This is a genomic window from Streptomyces sp. NRRL B-1140 (genome assembly GCF_001280065.1).
Lineage (GTDB): Bacteria > Actinomycetota > Actinomycetes > Streptomycetales > Streptomycetaceae > Streptomyces.
Genome location: NZ_LGEA01000173.1, coordinates 192,898 through 212,319 on the forward strand (window position 1 = coordinate 192,898; position 19,422 = coordinate 212,319).

Sequence of the window (19,422 nt, forward strand, 5' to 3'; positions counted from 1 at the left end):
CGGCACCCACCGGCTCGGCGCCTCCACCGGGACCGGCTGCTGGACGAGACTGTGGCTCATGACAGTTGACGCACTGACGGATGTCTCCGGCCTGCGGGTGGGGCACGCGACACGCACCGGCGACGGTTGGCTCACCGGCACCACGGTCGTCCTCGCCCCGGAGGGCGGGGCGGTGGCCGCCGTGGACGTGCGCGGCGGCGGGCCCGGCACGAAGGAGACGGACGCGCTCGACCCGCGCAACGTGGTGCGCAAGGTGGAGGCGGTCGTGCTGACCGGCGGCAGCGCCTACGGTCTCGACGCCGCTGCGGGGGTGATGGCCTGGCTGGAGGAGCGGGGGCGCGGGATCCGGGTCGGGGCGGATCCCGCGCATGTGGTGCCGGTGGTGCCCGCCGCGTGCGTGTTCGACCTGGGGCGGGGCGGTGACTTCCGGGCCCGGCCGGACGCGGCGACCGGCCGGGCGGCGGTCGAGGCGGCCGCGGCGAGCGAGCCGGGCGCCCCGGTGCCCCAGGGGTGCGTGGGCGCGGGCACGGGAGCCGTGACCGGGGTGGTGAAGGGCGGCGTCGGCAGCGCGAGCACGGTGCTCGGCTCGGGGATCACGGTGGCCGCGCTGGTGGTGGCCAACGCGGCGGGGTCGACGGTGGATCCGGAAACGGGGGTGCTGTACGGGGAGTTGTTCCAGGGGCGGGTGGAGTACCCGGGGGCGGAGGTCCACGCGGCGGCGCAGCGGCGCCTGGCCGAGACGGCCGCGAGGAGCACGCCACCGCCGCTCAACACCACCCTCGCGGTGGTCGCCACGGACGCGGAGCTGTCCAAGGCGCAGGCGCAGAAGCTGGCCTGCACGGCGCACGACGGCATCGCTCGTGCGGTGCGTCCGGTGCATCTCCTCAACGACGGGGACACGGTGTTCACCCTGGCGACCGGCGGCCGCGCCCTGGACGCCGCGGACCCGCTCGCCCTGAACGAGGTCCTGGCGGCGGGCGCCGACGTGGTGACGCGCGCGATCGTGCGGGCGGTGCGGGCCGCGGAGCCGGTGGACGGTCCGGGCGGGGCGTGGCCGTCGTACACGGAGTTGTACGCGGGCCGTTGAACAGGCGCGCTGCGCACAGCGGATGCACAGCGGACCCGGAATTTGTCGCGGTTCTGTCACGTGACGGCCTTCATGGGGAACGGACGGAACCCGACCGGCCCCCGGGCCCCTCTACTCCCACGTACCGGAGCGGATCACGCAACATCACACGAACTGGGAGCAGCCCGTGACAACGCCGAACATTTCAGCGCGGCGCACTCTGGGGGCCTGTGCCGCCCTGGTGGTCGGCGCCCTGACCCTCACCGCCTGCGGTGGCCGCGCCAACGCCAAGAACGACGACAAGGGCGGCGAGGGCGGCACCAAGACGTCCGTCGCGAAGATCGCCATCTCGGCGAAGGACGGTTCGACCGGCGCGTCCATCAACTCCACCGGCGTGAAGGTCAGCGACGGGAAGCTGACCGACGTGAAGATGACGGTGGCGGGCAGCGGGCAGGTCGTCGAGGGCTCGGTCTCCGGCGACGGCAAGGTCTGGAAGCCCAAGGAGCAGTTGGAGCGCGGGACCAAGTACCAGATATCCGCGACCGCCAAGGACGCGGACGGCCGGACGGCCGCGGCCAACTCCATCTTCACGACGGTGACGACGTCCAACAGCTTCATCGGCACGTACACGCCGGACAACGGCACGACGGTCGGCGTGGGGATGCCGGTGTCGTTCACCTTCGACAAGGCCATCACCGACCGCAAGGCCGTGCAGTCGCACATCACGGTGACGTCCAGCAGCGGGCAGCAGGTCGTCGGGCACTGGTTCAACGGGCAGCGGCTCGACTTCCGGCCCCAGGAGTACTGGAAGGCCGGCTCCAAGGTCACGATGAAGATCGACCTGGACGGGGTCGAGGGCGCGAACGGCGTCTACGGCGTGCAGAAGAAGACGGTCACCTTCACGGTGGGCCGTTCGCAGGTCTCCACGGTCGACGTGAACACCCAGACGATGACGGTGGTCCGGGACGGCAAGACCCTCAAGACGATCCCGATCTCGGCGGGCAGCCCGGAGCACACCACCTACAACGGGCAGATGGTGATCTCCGAGAAGTTCGTCCAGACCCGGATGAACAGCCGGACGGTCGGGCTGGGCGGCGAGTACGACATCCCGGACGTGCCGCACGCGATGCGCCTGACGACGTCGGGCACGTTCATCCATGGCAACTACTGGTACAACAAGGGCAACCCGCCCTTCGGCCGCCAGGGCACCAGCCACGGCTGCGTGGGCCTCGCCGACGTCCAGGGAGCCGGCGGCAGCACGCCCGCCAAGTGGTTCTACGACAACTCCCTCATCGGGGACGTGGTGATCGTGAAGAACTCCCCCGACAAGACGGTGGCGCCGGACAACGGGCTCAACGGCTGGAACATGGCGTGGAGCCAGTGGACCGCGGACAGCGCTTCCTGACCTCTCGGCGAATCGGCTGAAGAACCTTCCCAACTGGGGACTTTGCCGGACCGAACGGGCCGCGCGGGAACTTTTCGCGCGGCCCGCGCGTTTTCCCGGACGTACGTTTTCTCGGTTCCCGGACATGATGTCCGACCGAGGGGCTACGGTATGCACCCACCAGGTGACATGCAGCAACGCCGGGAGACACCTTGAGCGTTCCGTACGAGACGGCAGCGTACGAACCCCACGACTCGCCCGAGACTCCGGAGGAGCACCTCGCGCGACTCCTCGGCCGCGCCCTGAACTCCTTCGAGCTACCGGACGAGGCGATGAGGCGCCTGGACTGCGCCCTGGCGCACGACGGTTCGCTGCATTCCGCGCACCACAGCGCGGGCCTGCACCGGGAGACGTACCGGCACACCTGGCTGCTCGCCGACGGTTCCGCGCTCACCCTGTGGGAGCTCGTCCACAACACCGCGCCGGGCAGCGAACCGCAGCACGAGGTGTACGTCGACGAGGAGGAGTTGCGTGCCGCCACCGCGCGGCTGCCGCTGCCGCCGGACACCCCGGACTTCGAACTGCCGGTGACGGTACAGCTGTCACCGGTCCCCACCCCGCGGCACGCGTACGCCGCGGAGAATTCGGCGGACCACGCGCGCAGGTTACTGCGCCGGGCGGAGAACGTGGACCGGCCGGGCGTGGACACGGCGGCGCTGCTGGCCACGGCGTCCGGGCACCAGATCACCCAGGCCTTCGGCCGGCCGTGCCGCGCGGGCCGGGTGGGGCTGGGTTTCTCGCTCTACGAGCACGCGTTCCTGCTGCGCGACGGCGACGAGGTCTCCCTCTGGGAGGTCGAACACACGGCGACGCCGGACGGCCGCCACATGTGTGAGGTGTACGCCACCGAGGACGCGGCACGCGAGGCGATGGAGCGGCGGGCGGCGCAGTTGTCCTAGCTCGCGTCCGAGAACCTGACGCTGCGCAGCATCGCCTCGAAACGGGCGAACTCAGCCGCTGTGTCCCGCTGCTGGTCGGTGTTCACGGTGGTCCAGGACACCAAGGGGGTACGTGCGCCGATGTCGATGACGGCCAGTCGTTGCGTGTACTCCGGCTGCAGTCCGTAGCAGTCGTCGTGAGCGTCCCCGTCGGCCTCGGGGCAGCCGAGAGTGCCGTTGAGCGACCAGTCGGTGGTGGCGGTCATCAGCGTCGCCGGATGCCCGTCGACCTTGGTCCCCACCCTGTCCCGCCACTTCGCGTGATAGTCGGTCAGCCCGCGCAGGAGGGCCAGATAGGCCCGGTAGCTGCCCGGTGGCTTGACGGGCTCGTTCTTGCCCGGCGGGTACACGACCACCGGCAGCAGGAACCTGACCTTGTCGCTCTCCGACCTGTCCCAGGTCAGAAAGGTGCGGGTGTCCTGCGCGGGGCGCGTACCGAGCGAGGCGGGGACGGACACCGTGAAGGGCACGGCGAACGCCTTGCTGGTGTACGCCATGGGCGAAGCCGACTCCGACACCGTGGCCCGGGCGGCGGGCGACGACGGGGCACTCCCCTCGGTTCCACCCACACATCCGGAGACAACGCCCAGCAGGGTCACGGTCATGACGGCCACCGTGCGGGGACGAGCCCGCATACGCCTCACCTCAGCACGACTGTGAGCCGACGCGCAGGGCTCGGCAACCGGAGAGGCGGGACGGCGAGCGCGGAAGCGGCGTGACCGCCGCAGGGGCGCTAGGCCGCCCTGTCACCCAGTCGGCGCACCAGCTCGGCGAAGGCGTCTCTCTCCTCGGCGGTCAGCTCCACGGACTCCGACCGGGAGCCCGTCTGCCGCTGCTGCGGGAGGGCGGGGAGGCGGTGGCCGTCGGGTCGACGGGAGACGTGCTCGGGCATGCGCCCCAGTAGACACCACGGCCCGGGACTTCGGTCCCGGGCCGTGATTTTCGTGATCTATCTCGCAGGTGGCATGAACGGTTCACACGCCCCGAATGGGGCGAACCCGCTCCGCCTCACGCCGCGACGGGCTGCTTCGTCTCCGTCGCCCGGACCTCGCCGCCCTCGCCGGAGGCCGGGGCCGCGCCCGGGGCCGGCTTGCGCATGCCCTTCAGGACGACGACCAGGGCCGTCGTGACACAGACACCCGCGGCGATGGCGACCAGGTAGAGGAAGGGGTTGCCGATCAGCGGGACCACGAAGATGCCGCCGTGCGGGGCGCGCAGGGTGGCGCCGAAGGCCATCGACAGGGCGCCGGTGACCGCGCCGCCCGCCATGGAGGCCGGGATGACGCGCAGCGGGTCGGCCGCCGCGAAGGGGATCGCGCCCTCGGAGATGAAGGAGGCGCCGAGCACCCAGGCCGCCTTGCCGTTCTCGCGCTCGGTCGGGGTGAACAGCTTGCCGCGCACGGTCGTGGCCAGGGCCATGGCCAGCGGCGGGACCATACCGGCCGCCATGACCGCGGCCATGATCTTCATCGCCGAGTCGCTGGGGCTGGCCACCGCGATACCGGCCGTGGCGAAGGTGTAGGCGACCTTGTTGACGGGGCCGCCGAGGTCGAAGCACATCATCAGGCCGAGCAGGGCGCCGAGCAGGATCGCGTTGCTGCCGGACAGGCCGTTCAGCCAGTCCGTCATGCCCTTCTGGGCCTCGGCGATGGGCTTGCCGATGACGACGAACATCAGGAACCCGACGATCGCCGAGGAGATCAGCGGGATCACCACCACGGGCATGATGCCGCGCAGTGCCGCCGGGACGTTCACCTTCTGGATCGCCATCACGACGCCGCCGGCGATCAGACCGGCCGCCAGGCCGCCGAGGAAGCCGGCGTTGATGTTGAAGGCGATCATGCCGCCGACGAAGCCGGGCACGATGCCGGGGCGGTCGGCCATGCCGTAGGCGATGTAACCGGCCAGGACCGGGACGAGGAAGCCGAAGGCGACGCCGCCGATCTGGAAGAGCAGGGCCGCCCAGCTGTCGGCCTGCGTCCACAGGAAGTGGTCCATGACCGACGGGGCCTTGTCGACCTTGTAGCCGCCGATCGCGAACCCGAGGGCGATGAGCAGACCGCCCGCGGCGACGAAGGGCACCATGTAACTGACGCCGGACATCAGCCACTTGCGCAGCTTGGTGCCGTAGCCCTCGCCGGCCTCGCCCCCGCGCTCCACGGGGGTGGCCGGGGCGGATCCGGAGGTGACCTCGCCACGCGCGGCCTTCTCACGGACCTCGGTGATGAGTTCGGCGGCGCGGTTGATGCCCGCCTTCACCCCGACGTCGACGGTGGGCTTGCCGGCGAACCGCTCCTTCTCCCGTACGGGCACGTCGTGGGCGAAGATCACGGCGTCGGCCGCCGCGATGACCTGGGGGTCGAGCCGGGTGAAACCAGCCGATCCCTGCGGCTCCACGGTGAGTTCGACGCCCGCCTCCCGGCCGGCGTTCTCCAGCGACTCGGCCGCCATGTAGGTGTGGGCGATTCCGGTGGGGCAGGAGGTGACGGCGACGATACGGAACGGCCGCTCCTCGTCCCCGGCTCCAGCGGTGTCGGCTGCTTCGGCTGTGTCACCGGCGTCGGCTGTGTCCGTGGCGGCGGCGGGAGAGGCCGCTCCCGCCGACGCCACGGGGTCTTCGGAACCCGCGGGTGCGGGTGCGTCCGGCTCGTCGCCGCGGATCAGCGCCGCCGCGGCCGGCGCGTCGCTCACCGCGCGCAGCGCGTCGGTGAACTCGCTGTTCATCAGCTGCCGGGCCAGCGACGACAGGATCGTCAGATGGGCGTCGTCCGCGCCGGCGGGCGCGGCAATCAGGAAGATCAGGTCGGCGGGGCCGTCCGCGGCGCCGAAGTCGATGCCCGCGGCGCTGCGGCCGAAGGCGAGCGTCGGCTCGGTGACGTGCTCGCTGCGGCAGTGCGGGATGCCGATGCCACCGTCGAGACCGGTCGGCATCTGGGCCTCGCGGGCTGCCACGTCGGCGAGGAAGCCGTCCAGGTCGGTCACCCGGCCCAGGGCCACCATGCGCTCGGCGAGGGCTCGTGCCGCCGCTTCCTTGGTGTCGGCGGACAGGTCGAGATCGACCAGGTCCGCCGTGATCATGTCGCTCATCGCGGGCTCCTTAGCACGCGTATCGCCCGGTGGGAGGGGTGGGCGGGGAGGGGGACGGGGGTGCGGTGGGGGGTGACGGGGGTGGAGGCGGCAACCGGGAGTAACGGGGAGGGGGCCCGTCGCTCGAGCGACGGTGCGCCCTGCTCGTCGTACGTCATGACACCGGCTCCTTCAGCACTCGGTCCGCCGGGACCTCGGCCGTGACCGTCACCGCCGCCGGGTCCAGGTCGCGCGGCGTCGGCATCACACTGCCGGGCAGCTGGACGGCCGCCGCGCCGTGCGCGACCGCGGAGGCCAGGGCCTCGGGGCCGTTGCCCCCGGCGATCAGGAATCCGGCGAGGGAGGAGTCACCGGCACCCACGTTGCTGCGGACGGCGGCCACGCGGGCGCTGCCGAACCAGGCGCCCTGCTCGGACACGAGCAGCTGCCCGTCGGCGCCGAGGCTGGCGAGGACGGCCCGGGCCCCCATCTCGCGCAGTTCCTCGGCGGCCTTCACGGCGTCGCCGACGGTGGCGAGGGGGCGGCCGACCGCGCCGGCGAGTTCCTCGGCGTTCGGCTTGACCACGTCGGGCCGCTCGCGCAGGGCCGCGAGCAGCGCGGGCCCGGAGGTGTCCAGGGCGATCCGTGCCCCGGCGGCGTGCGCGCGGGCGACGAGGTCGGCGTACCAGGAGGGGGCGAGGCCGCGCGGGAGGCTGCCGCAGCAGGCGATCCAGGACGCGTCGCGGGACTGCCGCCGTACGGTCTCCAGGAGCAGTTCGCGTTCGGCGCCGGAGAGCTCGGGGCCGGGCGCGTTGATCTTCGTCAGGACGCCGTCGGACTCGGCGAGGGCGATGTTGGAGCGGGTGGCCCCGGCGACGGGGACGGGCGCGACCTCGATGCCCTGCTGGTCGAGCAGGTCGGCGACCAGGGCACCCGGGGCGCCGCCCAGGGGCAGGACCGCCACCGTGCGCCGACCGGCCGCGGCGACGGCGCGCGAGACGTTCACGCCCTTGCCGCCCGGGTCCATCCGCTCGCCGGTGGCGCGGATGACCTCGCCGCGGTCGAGGGACGGGACCTCGTAGGTGCGGTCCAGGGACGGGTTGGGGGTGACGGTGAGGATCATGCGCGCACTACTTCCGTGCCGCCGCGCTCGATCGCGACGGCGTCTTCGGGGCTCAGCCCGCTGTCGGTGATCAGCAGGTCCACATCGCTCAGGTCGCCGAAGCGGGCGAAGTGCTCCTGGCCGTGCTTGGAGGAGTCGGCGAGCAGCACCACCCGTCGGGCGGCGGCCACGGCCGCGCGCTTCACGGCGGCCTCGGCGAGGTCGGGGGTGGTCAGGCCGTGTTCGGCGGAGAAGCCGTTGGCGGCCACGAACAGCACGTCGGCGCGGATCTCGCCGTACGCACGCAGCGCCCAGGCGTCCACGGCGGCGCGCGTGCGGTGCCGTACGCGCCCCCCGATGAGGTGGAGCTGGATGCCGGGGTGGTCGGCGAGGCGGGCCGCGATGGGGAGGCTGTGCGTGACGACGGTGAGGGAGGCTCCGAGGGGGAGGGTGTCGGCCATCCGGGCCACCGTCGTCCCGGCGTCGAGGATCACCGTGCCCTCGCCGGGCAGTTCCGCGAGGGCCGCCTTGGCGATGTCGTCCTTCTCGTCGGCGGCGGTCGTCTCGCGCTCGGCGAGATCCGGCTCGAAGTCGAGGCGCCCGGCCGGGATGGCCCCGCCGTGCACCCGGCGGACCAGTCCGGCACGGTCGAGGGCCTTCAGATCCCGGCGGATCGTCTCCGCCGTCACCTGGAACTCCTCGGCCAGCGACACGACGTCCACTCGGCCGCCGTCACGGGCGAGCCGGAGGATCTCCTGCTGCCGCTCCGGTGCATACATGTCCGTTCACCTCCGCCTCATGCCCGAACGTGTGGTTTCAGCGGGAGGCTACGCCGAGATTTCCGCAAAGTAAACAGGTTCGGACCCAATCGGGCATGACGGGACAGCGGGAAGGGAGACGGGAGCGGACACGCGAACGGGCCCGGCACCGAGGTGCCGGGCCCGTTTTCCCGCGGTCAGACCAGCACCGCTTCCTTCTCCCCCGCCGGCGCCTGCTCGCCCTCCACATGCTGGGCGGGCCGCTTCGGCAGCGCGAACATCAGCAGGAACATGGCGCCCAGCACCGCGGCGACCCAGCCGAGCGCGTTCTGGAAGGCGTCCACGAAGGCCGGACCGACCTGCTCCGGCCGCAGCCGGTCGGAGACCGAGCCGAAGAACACCACCGAGACCAGGCCGAGCCCCAGCGCGTTGCCCATCTGCTGCACGGTGTTGATCAGCCCCGACGCGGATCCGGCGTGCTCGCGCGGCACCTCCGAGAGGATCGCGTCCGTCAGCGGCGCGACGATCAGCCCCATGCCGACACCCATGACGACGAGCGGGAGCGCCATCTGCCAGGGCTCTATGGCCAGGCCGTAGTGCCCGGACTCCCCGATGTAGAGCAGCACCCCGGCCGCCATCACCAGCGCGCCCGCCTGGAGCACCTTGCGGCCGAAGCGCGGGACCAGCTTCTGGACCGACATCCCGGCCGCCACCGACACGGCGATCGAGAACGGCACCCCGGTCAGGCCCGCCTTCAGCGGACTCCAGCCCAGCCCCTCCTGCATGTACAGCGTCCAGACCAGGAAGAACACACCGAGTGCGACACCGAAGACGGTCTGCACGGCGATCCCGGCCGCGAAGCTCTTGACCTTGAACAGCGACAGCTCGACCAGCGGGGAACCGTCCCGCGCGGTCTTGCGCCTCTCGTACGCCACCAGCACCGCGAGGACGACGAGCGAGCCGGCCATCAGGACGTATCCCCACACCGGCCAGTCCAGCTCGCGGCCGCGGATGAGCGGGTAGAGCAGCGTCAACAGGCCCAGCGTCACCAGCGCGACGCCCACCAGATCCAGCTTCAGGGCGCGCGGCGCCTTGGACTCGGTGATGAAGCGGCTGCCGAGGATCAGTCCGGCGACACCGACGGGCAGGTTGATCAGGAAGATCGACCGCCACTCCCAGCCGAACAGGTTCCACTCGGTCAGCAGCGCGCCGAGCAGCGGACCGGACACGGCCCCGAGGCCGACGACCGCGCCGAACAGCCCGAAGACCTTGCCGCGCTCGTGCGCCGGGAAGGTGGCGTGCACGATCGACAGCACCTGCGGCACCATCAGCGCCGCCATGCCGCCCTGCAGGAAGCGCGAGGCGACCAGCATCTCCGGGTTCACCGCGAGGCCGCACAGCGCGGAGGCGACCGTGAACCCGCCGATGCCGACGAGGAAGATCCGCTTGCGCCCGTGGATGTCGCCGAGCCGCCCACCGGTGATCAGGCCCGCGGCGAAGGCGAGGGCGTAACCGGCGGTGATCCACTGGATCTGGCTGAAGGAGGCGCCGGACTCCCGCCTGATCGACGGGATGGCGATGTTGACGATGGTCACGTCGACGAGGTCCATGAAGGCCGCGGTCATCACGATCGCGAGGGCGAACCAGCGCCGGCGGCCGGTCCCGCCGCCCGCCGTGCCGAGGGTGGTGTCGGTGGAGTTCATGCTGTGAAGTTAGACCCCCAATAGGTCAGATCGTGTCCTAGTGGTCCGGCATCCTCGTCGGTATGACGACGGATACTCCGGCCCGGCTGCTGACGCTCCTCTCCCTCCTGCAGACACCCCGTGAATGGCCCGGCGGCGAGCTCTCCGAGCGGCTCGGGGTCTCCCGCCGCACGGTGCGGCGGGACATCGACCGGCTGCGCGAACTCGGCTACCCCGTGCAGGCGACCAAGGGCGCCGACGGCGGCTACCGGCTGGTCGCCGGAAAGGCCATGCCCCCGCTGGTGCTCGACGACGAGGAGGCCGTGGCCATCGCGGTCGGGCTGCGCGCCGGGGCGGGGCACGCGGTGGAGGGCCTGGACGAGGCCTCGGTGCGGGCCCTGGCCAAGCTGGAGCAGGTCCTGCCCGGCCGGCTGCGCCACCGTGTGACCACCCTCCAGGCCGCGACGACGCCCCTGACCAGCGGGGACGGGCCCAGCATCGCGCCCGAGACGCTGACCGTCATGGCCTCGACGGTCGCCGGGCACGAGCGGCTGCGGTTCGCCTACCGGGCCGCGGACGGCACCGAGTCACGGCGCCTGACGGAGCCCTGCCGGCTGGTGTCCACGGGCCGCCGCTGGTACCTGGTGGCGTACGACATCGACCGGGACGACTGGCGCACGTTCCGCGTCGACCGGGTCAGCGAGCCGTTCGCCACCGGAGCCCGCTTCGCGCCGCGCGAGCTGCCGACCGGGAACGCGGCGGAGTACCTGCGGCGCTCGATGCAACGGCGGCAGCGGACCTACGACTTCGACGTCACCTTCGCCGCACCGGCCGACTTCGTCGCCGCCCGGGTGCCCGCCTGGCTGGGCACGCCCGAGCCGCTGGACGACGGCGGCTGCAGGCTGCGGGGATCCGTCGGCGACGCCGTGCAGTGGGTGGCGCTGCGGCTGGCGATGCTGGAGTGCGACTTCGTGGTGCACGAGCCGGACCAGCTCGTGACGGCCGTCCGGGAGCTGGGGGCACGGTTGAGCAAGGCGGCCGGGGCGCCGGACGCGGGCGGGGCGTGAGTCGTCGCCTTACCGCCCCCAGTGCGTCTTGGCACCGCCCCCGCGGGCCGCGTCACCGCTCCCACGGAAAGTCCCGCAGTGCCGCGAGATTGCGCAGGGCGAGTTCCGCCGGACCGTCCGGCCCCTCGGCGGGGCCGTCCCCCGCGGCCCACGCCTCCAGCGCGGCCCGTACGGCGGCACCGGCGACGGCGGCGGCGAAGCGCAGGTCGGGGCTGACCACGGACGGCTCACCGGTCACGGCAACGTTGTCGCCGCCGCCGGTCTCCGGGGACCCTGCACGTGTCACCCGTTCCGCCAGCACCTCCCCCAGACGCCGCTCCGACGCATGGCACACCTCCGCCCACACCCTGCCCAGGGACGGGGTCGCCTCGGCCAGGCGCAGGAGTGTGCGGACCCACTCCCACGAGGACACGGAGACGCCCACGCCCGGAGTGAGGGTGTGGTGCACCCCCTGCTCCAGTGCGCTCAGGACACCGGCGTCGGGGGGAGCGGCACGCACCGCCTCCACCCAGCGCCGGGCACCGGTCGCGTACAGGGGTGCGACGGCTTCCTCTTTGGTCGCGAAGTACCGGTAGAAGGTGCGCGGGGCGATACCGGCGGCCTGGGCGATGTCCTCCGCGCGGGTGGCGCGCAGGCCGTTCCGTACGAAGAGACCGGCCGCCACCCGGGCGATCTCCATACGTGTTTCGGCCTTCCGCCGCTCGGTCAGTGAGGACGCAGGCGGGGTCGGGGTGGTGCTGCTCACGCTCGGCAGGCTATGCCCATGTGACACAATCTGCCACTGGCGGGCCACCCCGTGGTTCAGGTACGGGGTGCCCCGCCCTCCAGAAGCGGAGAACCGGGCCCCGGCGTCCGGGGGGAAGGACGCCGAAGCCCGGTCTCGGGGAAAGTCCCGGCGCCGGGGGGAGTGCGACGGGACGTGGCTTTCGGGGTTTCGGGGCTCGTGACCCCGGGTCGAACTGGTGGACCCAGAAGTCTTGTTCCCTGAGTCTGTGGATTGAAGCAGCGTTACACCGCCATGTTTGCGCGGTCTTTCGCCACCCGGCGTACGCGGTGACCCCCGGGCGCACACGATCCGTCACCCACTGGCCGTGGGAACGAGTCGTACGCCCGGACGCTCACCGTCTCGCATCTCCCTCGCGGTCTCGCGCCTCCGGCGAAGAGGTACCGCTCGGCACGGATCACGCCGCCGCGTCGAACCCGGTGCTGCGCGCCAGCTTCTTCAGCTCCAGCAGCGCGTGCTTCTCGATCTGCCGGATGCGCTCGCGGGTCAGGCCGTGCTCCTTTCCGACCTCGGTCAGCGTGCGCTCCCGGCCGTCCTCGATGCCGTAGCGCATCTTGATGATCGACGCCGTGCGCTGGTCGAGCCGGCCGATGAGGTCGTCGAGCTCCTCGCTGCGCAGCAGAGTGAGCACCGACTGCTCGGGCGACACCGCCGAGGTGTCCTCCAGGAGGTCGCCGAACTGGGTCTCGCCCTCGTCGTCCACCGACATGTTCAGCGAGACCGGGTCACGGGCCCAGTCCAGGACGTCGGTGACGCGCTCCGGCGTCGAGCCGAGCTCGGCCGCGATCTCCGCGGGCTCCGGGTCCCGGCCGTGCTCGCGGTTGAACTCGCGCTGCACACGGCGGATCCTGCCGAGCTCCTCCACGAGGTGGACGGGCAGGCGGATCGTACGGGACTGGTCGGCTATCGAGCGGGTGATGGCCTGGCGGATCCACCACGTCGCGTAGGTGGAGAACTTGAAGCCCTTGCGGTAGTCGAACTTCTCGACCGCGCGCACCAGGCCGGCGTTGCCCTCCTGGATCAGGTCCAGCAGCGGCAGACCGCTGCGGGGGTAGCGGCGGGCGACGGCGACGACGAGGCGCAGGTTGGAGCGGATGAAGATGTCCTTGGCGCTCTCGCTCGCGTCGACCAGGGCCTGCAGCTCCTCGGGGGAAGCCCCGGCCTTGTTCTCCTCCAGGCCGTCGAGGATCTGCTGGGCGAACACACCCGCTTCGATGATCTGCGACAGCTCGACCTCCTTGGCGGCGTCGAGCAGCGGTGTGCGCGCGATCTCGTCGAGGTACATGCCGACCAGGTCGCGGTCGGCGATCTCGCCGCCATGGGCGCGAACACTGCTTGCCGCGTCGGCCGTCTCGCCGGTGGCGGACTGACGACGGGCGACGGCACGGGTTGCCATGCGAGCTCCCTTGCGATGGTGAGGTCAGCGGGTGGTCCTTCGGACGCGGGACTCCGTCTTCCGGGACTCTTCCGGACTCTCCTCGGGTGCCCTGCATCCGATGGAAACAACGACTGGAATCAGGACAGAATTCCCAACCGGGCCTCCGATTTTTCTGATCATGCAGTACCCTGTCCGGCCACACGAGGAGGACCGATGTCGCCTGAGTCCACAGAGGTGCAGGTCAGACCGGGGGTCGAGGGTGACCTCGAAGCCCTCACGGCCCTCTACAACCACTACGTGGGTGAGACGGCGATCACATTCGATACCGCGATCTTCACTCCGGAGGAGCGCCGCCCTTGGCTGCTCTCCCACCCTGAAGACGGGCCGCATCGCCTGATGGTTGCCACGGAGCCTGAGACAGGAGAGGTGCTGGGCTACGCCACTTCCAGCCCTTTCCGCATGAAGCCCGCCTATGCCACCTCCGTGGAGACGACCGTGTACGTCGCCCCGGGCGCCGGGCGGCGTGGCGTCGGCACACTCCTCTACACGGCCCTCTTCGAGGCTCTCTCGGATGAGGACCTGCACCGCGCCTACGCGGGCATCGCGCTGCCGAACGAGGCATCGGCCCGGCTGCACGAGCGCTTCGGATTCCGACACGTCGGCACGTACCGGGAGGTCGGGCGCAAGTTCGGCCGGTACTGGGACGTGGCCTGGTACGAGAAGCCGCTCTAGGGGCGCCCCGCGGGCAGGAACGCCGCCGGGGCCCGCCTCAGCCGAACTGGACCGACCGCTTCGCCAGCCCCATCCAGAACCCGTCGATCACGGACTTCTGCGTGTCGAGCTCACCGGCCGCGTCGGCCGCGCCCATGGTCACGAACAGCGGGGCGAAGTGCTCGGTGCGCGGGTGGGCCAGCTGCCCCGCGGGCGACTTGCGGGTGAAGTCGAGCAGGGCGTCCACGTCCCGCGCCTCCAGCGCCCGCCGGCCCCAGTCGTCGAACTCGGCCGACCAGGCGGGGATGCCGCCCTGCCGCAGCGCGGCCAGGTTGTGGGTGAAGAAGCCCGAGCCGACGATGAGCACACCTTCGTCCCGCAGCGGGGCGAGCTTGCGGCCGATCTCCATCAGCCGGACCGGGTCCAGCGTCGGCATGGAGACCTGCAGGACCGGGAGGTCGGCCTCGGGGTACATCTCGACCAGCGGGACGTACGCGCCGTGGTCGAGGCCGCGGTCGGGGACGTCCTGGACGGGGATACCGGGGGCGCGCAGCAGTTTGCGTACGGACTCCGCGAGCTCCGGTGCGCCGGGGGCGTCGTACTTCACCCGGTAGTAGTGCTCGGGGAAGCCCCAGAAGTCGTAGACGAGCGGGACGGTCTCCGTGGCGCCGAGGGCGAGCGGGGCCTCCTCCCAGTGGGCGGAGACGATCAGAACGGCCTTGGGCCGAGGCAGGCCGGCGGACCAGGCGGCCAGCTCACCGGGCCAGACCGGGTCGTCCGCCAGGGGCGGCGCGCCGTGGCTGAGGTACAGAGCGGGCATGCGCTCCTGCGTGGCGGCGGACATGCTGCGGCTCCTTCCAAAACGTGGTTCCCTGACAAAACTGTACGGGCCATTTGTTTAAAGTTCAAGGAGGGGCCACGTAGAGTGGAACACATGAAGGCACCCGCATCCGCACCGACAACCGGCTCGACCGCCCCACCCCAGGAACCGCGCTGGCTCACCGACGAGGAGCAGCGCGTCTGGCGCTGGTTCATGGAGGGCGCCACCCTCCTCGACGACCATCTCGACCGCCAGCTCCAGCGCGACGCGGGCATGCCGCACGTCTACTACGGCCTTCTGGTCAAGCTCGCCGAGGCGCCGAGGCGGCGCCTGCGCATGACCGAGCTGGCGATGCTGGCGAAGATCACCCGCTCCCGTCTCTCGCACGCCGTCGCGCGCCTGGAGAAGAACGGCTGGGTACGCCGGGAGGACTGCCCCGACGACAAGCGGGGCCAGTTCGCCGTCCTCACGGACGAGGGCCTCCAGGTGCTGCGGCGGACCGCGCCCGGGCACGTCGAGGCCGTACGCCAGGCCGTCTTCGACCGGCTTACGCCGGAACAGCAGAAGTCCCTCGGCGAGATCATGCGGATCGTCGCCGAGGGACTTCAGCCGGCCGAAGCGGGTGCGGACCTGCCCTGGCTCCGCTGAGCCGCGCGGAGCCGGGGCAGATCCAGGATTCCGCAGGTGCGAGGCGTCCCCTTCCTCGCGCCTGCGGAGTGGCCCGAAGGGGTGGGCGGTACGGCCGTCAGTGGGCGACGACCGGGATCTGCACCTCGTCCGCCGCGCCCTCCTCGGAGGACGCCACCGTCGTACCGCCCGGGCGGCCGGCGTTGACGAACGTCAGGGCGATCGCGGCGGCCACCACGAGGATGCCGACGGCGAACCAGATGGCGCTGGTGTAGCCCTGCACCATGCCCTCCAGCTGGACCAGCTGCTGCTGGGACCGGCTGGTCGCCCCGGCGATGTGATCGGTGACGTACGCCGTGGTCGCCGAGGCGGCGATGGTGTTCAGCAGGGCCGTGCCGATCGCGCCGCCCACCTGCTGCGAGGTGTTGACCATCGCGGAGGCGACACCGGCGTCCCGCGGCTCGACGCCCTGGGTGGCCAGCGACATGGCCGGCATGAACGCCGTACCCATACCGAGACCGAGCAGCAGCATCGCCGGCAGCAGCAGGGCCGCGTACGAGGAGCCGATCTCCAGCTGGGTCAGCAGCAGCATGCCGAGCGCGGCGACCAGGAAGCCGGGGCCCATCAGCAGGCGCGGCGCGACCCGGGTCATCAGGCGGGTGCCGATCTGGGTGGAGCCGGTGATCATGCCCGCGATCATCGGCAGGAAGGCGAACCCGGTCTTGACCGGCGAGTAGCCCTTCACGATCTGCAGGTAGTAGGTCAGGAAGAGGAACAGGCCGAACATCGCGATGATCGCGAGACCGAGGGAGAGGTAGATCCCGCCGCGGTTGCGCTCGGTGACCACGCGCAGCGGCAGCAGCGGGGCCCTGACCTTCGACTCGACGAGCACGAAGGAGAGCAGCAGCACGGCCGAGGCGACGAACATGCCGACCGTGAGGGAGTCGCTCCAGCCGTCGGACTCGGCGCGGGTGAAGCCGTAGACGAGGGCGACCAGGCCGAGGGTGGACAGGATCACGCCGGGGATGTCGAGCGGGGATCGGTTGCGGGCACCCTCCGGCTCACGGATGACGAAGTACGCGCCGGCCGCGGCGACGATGGCGAACGGGATGTTCACGAAGAACGTCCAGCGCCAGTCCAGGTACTCGGTGAGGAAGCCGCCCAGGATCAGACCGACGGCGCCGCCGCCACCGGCGATCGCGCCGTAGATGCCGAACGCCTTGGCCCGCTCCTTGGCGTCGGTGAACATCACGGCCAGCAGGGAGAGCGCGGCGGGTGCGAGCAGCGCGCCGAAGACGCCCTGGAGGGCGCGGGCGCCGAACATCATCGCCTCGTTGGTGGCCGCGCCGCCGAGCGCGGAGGCCGCGGCGAATCCGCCGAGTCCGAGGACGAACGCCCGCTTGCGGCCCCACAGGTCGGCTATCCGGCCGCCGAACAGGAGCAGACCGCCGAAGGCGAGCGCGTAGGCCGTGACGACCCACTGCCGGTTGCCGTCGGAGATGCCCAGGTCCTGCTGGGCGGAGGGCAGCGCGATGTTCACGATGGTGGCGTCCAGGACGACCATCAGCTGCGCGAGCGCGATGAAGACGAGCGCTTTCCAGCGGCCGGCATCCGGTTCTCTGGCCGGTGCGGCGAGGGTCTTGGAGGCTGTTTCAGACATGGGGATACCCACTTCGGGACTTCGTGACGGAAAAAGGTGACGAAAGGTGACGGCTCGTCCGTGGGGACGACCGCTGGGACTGTCGTTCAGGGTTCAGACGGGTGGGGCGGCCTGAACTCGTCGGGCTGTGCGGATCCGTTCGGTCCGGATCAGGTTGGAGGGGTCCGGCTGGGCAGATGATCGGTCAGGGCGGATCGGTCAGGGCCGGCGCAGATCCTCCAGGGTCACGGCCGTACCCGGCAGGACCGAGCGAGCGGGAGCCCGCAGCCCGTCCAGGAACAGCTGAAGGTGGCGGTGTACGAAACGGTCGGCCCGGAAGCAGTCCGTGCCGGCCGGGGGCCGGCTGAGCTGGGCCACGGCGATCATGACGTCCCCCACGTCCACGTCGGACCGGAGCTGCCCCGCCGACCTGGCGCGGTCCATGACCTCCGCGATCAGCCGCTCGACGCGTTCGCGCGCGGCCTCCAGATCCGGGTGGTGCCGGTCGAACGTGCTGGAGACCATCGGGCACAGCGCACTGATCCGCTCGTCGGCGGCGGCGTGCACGAAGCGCTCCAGCGCCTCGAACGCGTCACCGGTCTCGGTGAGCGCGGTCTCGGCGGCCGCGGCCGTGCGGTCCATGACGGAGCAGACGACCTCGCGGACGAGTGCGTCGCGGTCCGGGAAGTTGCGGTACACCGTGGCGTTGCCGACGCCGGCCCGGCGGGCGATCTCGTCGAGCGGCACCTCGGGGCCGTGCTCGACGAACATCTCCCGGGCGGCGGTGACGATCCGCTCCCGGTTGCGCAGGGCGTCGGCGCGGGGCCGGGGCACCTTGCGCGCTTCGGGACTGGCGGTCTGCACGGCGTGCTCCTCACGTGGGAAAGCGGGTGGTGCTCCGATCCGGGGAACGGGTCCCCGTTTCGGTCGGACACATGGCTAAACGGGGAGTAGGCCCCCGGTATTTCCCGCTCCCGCAGAAATTCCTTGTGACCTGGATCACAAGTCGACGGCACGCCGTCCCGACGGCTACTGGCGAGAAACCCACGATCGGTCTCTTCCAGCGCGCGTCTCCCCACCCCGCGACGCAGGGTGATCGCAAGGGTGCAGCCGGAGACGGGAGGCTGCCGCGGCGCGGGAGGTCCTTTGCAGGTCCCTTGCATACAGCCGCCGCCCCGGCGTCCCCGCCCGGGCGGCACGGGCCCGCCCGGCCGCCGGAAACCCCGGCGCCGGCTGGCGGCCCTGGCCTGTGTGAGCGCCCTGACCTTCACCGTGACCACCTCGGCCGGCACGGGCCGGCTCGTCCCGGGCGGCAGCACGGCGGGAGCAGGCCCGGTCGTCCTGTCCCACACCCCCGCACACGGCCCCTGCATGATCCGCGGCGCGCACGAGGTCCAGATGTCCGAGGGCATCCCCACGGCCACCGGCTACACCCGCTCCACCGGCATCGTCCACGCCCTCACCCTCATGATCGACTTCTCCGACGCCCCCGGCGAGGGCGACGCCCGGGACCGCTTCCGCGAGTTCTTCCCGCAGACCCGCGAGTGGTTCCGCACCAGCTCCTACGGCCGCCTGGACTACCGCCCCGAGACGCCGATCCCCGGCTGGCTGCGGATGCCGAAGTCCTTCCGGGAGTACGCCATAGAGCGCGGGGCCCCGTTCGAGCCCGGCTACCGCACCCTCGTCCAGGACCTCGTGGCCGTGGCCGACCCGGAGGTGGACTTCCGCTCGTACGACCTGCTGAACGTCCTGGTGAGCCCCAACGCCGGCCCCTCCGCCCTGGACACGGTCCTGTCCGTCACCTTCGCCGGCAACCCGGACGCCCCGGTGGCCGACGGCATCCCCGTGGCCAACGCGTCCTTCGTCTACTCCCGCCAGGACGACGGCTCCGGCTCCTACGACCGCACGGGTTACCGCGTCCTCCCCCACGAGAACGGCCACGTCTTCGGCCTCCCCGACCTGTACACCGCGGAGGGCGGGGGCGCGGTCGGCCACTGGGACATCATGAGCGAGGACTGGGGCGCCAACAACGACTTCCTCGGCTGGCACAAGTGGAAGCTGGGCTGGCTCGACGCCGCCCAGGTCCACTGTGCGGCGTCCCCCGGCACCACGGAGTACACCCTGACGCCGCTGGCCCGGGCCGGCGGCTCCAAGCTGGTCTTCGTCCCTCTCGACGGCCGCACCGGTTACGCCGTCGAACTGCGCACCCAAGCCGGCAACGACGAAGCGGTGTGCCGCCCGGGCGTCCTGATCTACAAGGTCGACGCGGAGGTGGACACGGGCATGGGCCCGGTCACCGTCACCGACTCCCGCCGCAACAGCGGCGGCTGCACGCGCGCA

The 19,422-nt window shown here is 71.6% G+C and carries 18 protein-coding genes; 7 read left to right on the plus strand and 11 right to left on the minus strand.

Annotated features, from left to right (window positions below):
* The first annotated feature begins 58 nt into the window (after window positions 1–58).
* The 3 genes from ADK65_RS36435 to ADK65_RS36445 all read left to right on the plus strand — a co-directional run bounded on the left by ADK65_RS36435 (window position 59) and on the right by ADK65_RS36445 (window position 3,409).
* Window positions 59–1,087: a P1 family peptidase gene (locus ADK65_RS36435; RefSeq protein WP_053675934.1), complete on the plus strand. Its 1,029-nt coding sequence runs from the start codon at window positions 59–61 to the stop codon at window positions 1,085–1,087.
* A 166-nt stretch (window positions 1,088–1,253) separates the two neighbouring features.
* Complete coding sequence (locus ADK65_RS36440; protein ID WP_078956320.1) at window positions 1,254–2,471, plus strand: L,D-transpeptidase; 1,218 nt, start codon at window positions 1,254–1,256, stop codon at window positions 2,469–2,471.
* Between the two features lie 191 nt (window positions 2,472–2,662).
* On the plus strand, window positions 2,663–3,409 hold the full coding sequence (locus ADK65_RS36445) for a DUF6227 family protein (protein ID WP_053675939.1): 747 nt from the start codon (window positions 2,663–2,665) through the stop codon (window positions 3,407–3,409).
* Here the strand turns inward: ADK65_RS36445 and ADK65_RS36450 are convergent.
* The 6 genes from ADK65_RS36450 to ADK65_RS36470 form a co-directional block, all read right to left on the minus strand.
* A complete protein-coding gene (locus ADK65_RS36450; RefSeq protein ID WP_159038871.1) occupies window positions 3,406–4,053 on the minus strand; it encodes a hypothetical protein in 648 nt (215 codons plus the stop codon). The genes ADK65_RS36445 and ADK65_RS36450 overlap by 4 nt on opposite strands.
* A gap of 128 nt (window positions 4,054–4,181) precedes the next feature.
* Window positions 4,182–4,340, minus strand: a complete 159-nt coding sequence (locus ADK65_RS38725; RefSeq protein ID WP_159038872.1) for a hypothetical protein — start codon at window positions 4,338–4,340, stop codon at window positions 4,182–4,184.
* 116 nt (window positions 4,341–4,456) lie between these two features.
* Entirely contained in the window at window positions 4,457–6,535 is a 2,079-nt protein-coding gene (locus ADK65_RS36455) for a PTS fructose transporter subunit IIABC (RefSeq protein WP_053675943.1), read from the minus strand.
* 154 nt (window positions 6,536–6,689) lie between these two features.
* Window positions 6,690–7,637, minus strand: a complete 948-nt coding sequence (pfkB, locus tag ADK65_RS36460; protein WP_053675945.1) for a 1-phosphofructokinase — start codon at window positions 7,635–7,637, stop codon at window positions 6,690–6,692.
* The gene (locus tag ADK65_RS36465) at window positions 7,634–8,395 is read right to left on the minus strand and encodes a DeoR/GlpR family DNA-binding transcription regulator (RefSeq protein WP_053675947.1); all 762 of its coding nucleotides are present in this window, start codon (window positions 8,393–8,395) and stop codon (window positions 7,634–7,636) included. Before ADK65_RS36465 ends, pfkB begins: the two co-directional genes overlap by 4 nt.
* A 176-nt stretch (window positions 8,396–8,571) precedes the next feature.
* Window positions 8,572–10,077: an MFS transporter gene (locus ADK65_RS36470; protein ID WP_053675949.1), complete on the minus strand. Its 1,506-nt coding sequence runs from the start codon at window positions 10,075–10,077 to the stop codon at window positions 8,572–8,574.
* A gap of 62 nt (window positions 10,078–10,139) precedes the next feature.
* On the opposite strand from ADK65_RS36470, the gene ADK65_RS36475 reads away from it, so the two are divergent.
* Window positions 10,140–11,123, plus strand: a complete 984-nt coding sequence (locus ADK65_RS36475) for a helix-turn-helix transcriptional regulator (RefSeq protein ID WP_053675951.1) — start codon at window positions 10,140–10,142, stop codon at window positions 11,121–11,123.
* 52 nt (window positions 11,124–11,175) lie between these two features.
* Here ADK65_RS36475 and ADK65_RS36480 read toward each other — a convergent pair whose 3' ends face one another.
* On the minus strand, window positions 11,176–11,868 hold the full coding sequence (locus ADK65_RS36480) for a TetR family transcriptional regulator (RefSeq protein WP_078956321.1): 693 nt from the start codon (window positions 11,866–11,868) through the stop codon (window positions 11,176–11,178).
* 436 nt (window positions 11,869–12,304) lie between these two features.
* Window positions 12,305–13,303, minus strand: a complete 999-nt coding sequence (locus ADK65_RS36485) for a sigma-70 family RNA polymerase sigma factor (RefSeq protein ID WP_053675956.1) — start codon at window positions 13,301–13,303, stop codon at window positions 12,305–12,307.
* 195 nt (window positions 13,304–13,498) lie between these two features.
* On the opposite strand from ADK65_RS36485, the gene ADK65_RS36490 reads away from it, so the two are divergent.
* Complete coding sequence (locus ADK65_RS36490; RefSeq protein WP_053675958.1) at window positions 13,499–14,017, plus strand: GNAT family N-acetyltransferase; 519 nt, start codon at window positions 13,499–13,501, stop codon at window positions 14,015–14,017.
* Window positions 14,018–14,054: 37 nt separating this feature from the next.
* Here the strand turns inward: ADK65_RS36490 and ADK65_RS36495 are convergent, their stop codons facing one another.
* Window positions 14,055–14,840, minus strand: a complete 786-nt coding sequence (locus tag ADK65_RS36495) for a dioxygenase (RefSeq protein WP_053675960.1) — start codon at window positions 14,838–14,840, stop codon at window positions 14,055–14,057.
* 90 nt (window positions 14,841–14,930) lie between these two features.
* On the opposite strand from ADK65_RS36495, the gene ADK65_RS36500 reads away from it, so the two are divergent.
* Window positions 14,931–15,464: a MarR family winged helix-turn-helix transcriptional regulator gene (locus ADK65_RS36500; protein WP_053675962.1), complete on the plus strand. Its 534-nt coding sequence runs from the start codon at window positions 14,931–14,933 to the stop codon at window positions 15,462–15,464.
* 97 nt (window positions 15,465–15,561) lie between these two features.
* On the opposite strand, the gene ADK65_RS36505 is transcribed toward ADK65_RS36500, so the two are convergent.
* Both ADK65_RS36505 and ADK65_RS36510 read right to left on the minus strand, forming a co-directional pair.
* Window positions 15,562–17,103, minus strand: coding sequence for an MFS transporter (locus tag ADK65_RS36505; protein WP_053675964.1), 1,542 nt, complete (start codon window positions 17,101–17,103; stop codon window positions 15,562–15,564).
* A 198-nt stretch (window positions 17,104–17,301) separates the two neighbouring features.
* Window positions 17,302–17,946: a TetR/AcrR family transcriptional regulator gene (locus ADK65_RS36510; protein WP_053675966.1), complete on the minus strand. Its 645-nt coding sequence runs from the start codon at window positions 17,944–17,946 to the stop codon at window positions 17,302–17,304.
* Between the two features lie 297 nt (window positions 17,947–18,243).
* On the opposite strand from ADK65_RS36510, the gene ADK65_RS36515 reads away from it, so the two are divergent.
* On the plus strand, window positions 18,244–19,422 hold a 1,179-nt coding region (locus ADK65_RS36515), incomplete at its 3' end, for a M6 family metalloprotease domain-containing protein (protein WP_053675999.1).

Bases quoted from the DNA above. Each gene is read 5' to 3' on its own strand.
- ADK65_RS36485 (WP_053675956.1), bottom strand. From the start codon at position 13,303: ATGGCAACCCGTGCCGTCGCCCGTCGTCAGTCCGCCACCGGCGAGACG.
- ADK65_RS36490 (WP_053675958.1), top strand. From the start codon at position 13,499: ATGTCGCCTGAGTCCACAGAGGTGCAGGTCAGACCGGGGGTCGAGGGT.
- ADK65_RS36500 (WP_053675962.1), top strand. From the start codon at position 14,931: ATGAAGGCACCCGCATCCGCACCGACAACCGGCTCGACCGCCCCACCC.
- ADK65_RS36465 (WP_053675947.1), bottom strand. From the start codon at position 8,395: ATGTATGCACCGGAGCGGCAGCAGGAGATCCTCCGGCTCGCCCGTGAC.
- pfkB (WP_053675945.1), bottom strand. From the start codon at position 7,637: ATGATCCTCACCGTCACCCCCAACCCGTCCCTGGACCGCACCTACGAG.
- ADK65_RS36470 (WP_053675949.1), bottom strand. From the start codon at position 10,077: ATGAACTCCACCGACACCACCCTCGGCACGGCGGGCGGCGGGACCGGC.
- ADK65_RS36505 (WP_053675964.1), bottom strand. From the start codon at position 17,103: ATGTCTGAAACAGCCTCCAAGACCCTCGCCGCACCGGCCAGAGAACCG.
- ADK65_RS36455 (WP_053675943.1), bottom strand. From the start codon at position 6,535: ATGAGCGACATGATCACGGCGGACCTGGTCGATCTCGACCTGTCCGCC.
- ADK65_RS36435 (WP_053675934.1), top strand. From the start codon at position 59: ATGACAGTTGACGCACTGACGGATGTCTCCGGCCTGCGGGTGGGGCAC.
- ADK65_RS36475 (WP_053675951.1), top strand. From the start codon at position 10,140: ATGACGACGGATACTCCGGCCCGGCTGCTGACGCTCCTCTCCCTCCTG.
- ADK65_RS38725 (WP_159038872.1), bottom strand. From the start codon at position 4,340: ATGCCCGAGCACGTCTCCCGTCGACCCGACGGCCACCGCCTCCCCGCC.
- ADK65_RS36450 (WP_159038871.1), bottom strand. From the start codon at position 4,053: ATGACCGTGACCCTGCTGGGCGTTGTCTCCGGATGTGTGGGTGGAACC.
- ADK65_RS36495 (WP_053675960.1), bottom strand. From the start codon at position 14,840: ATGTCCGCCGCCACGCAGGAGCGCATGCCCGCTCTGTACCTCAGCCAC.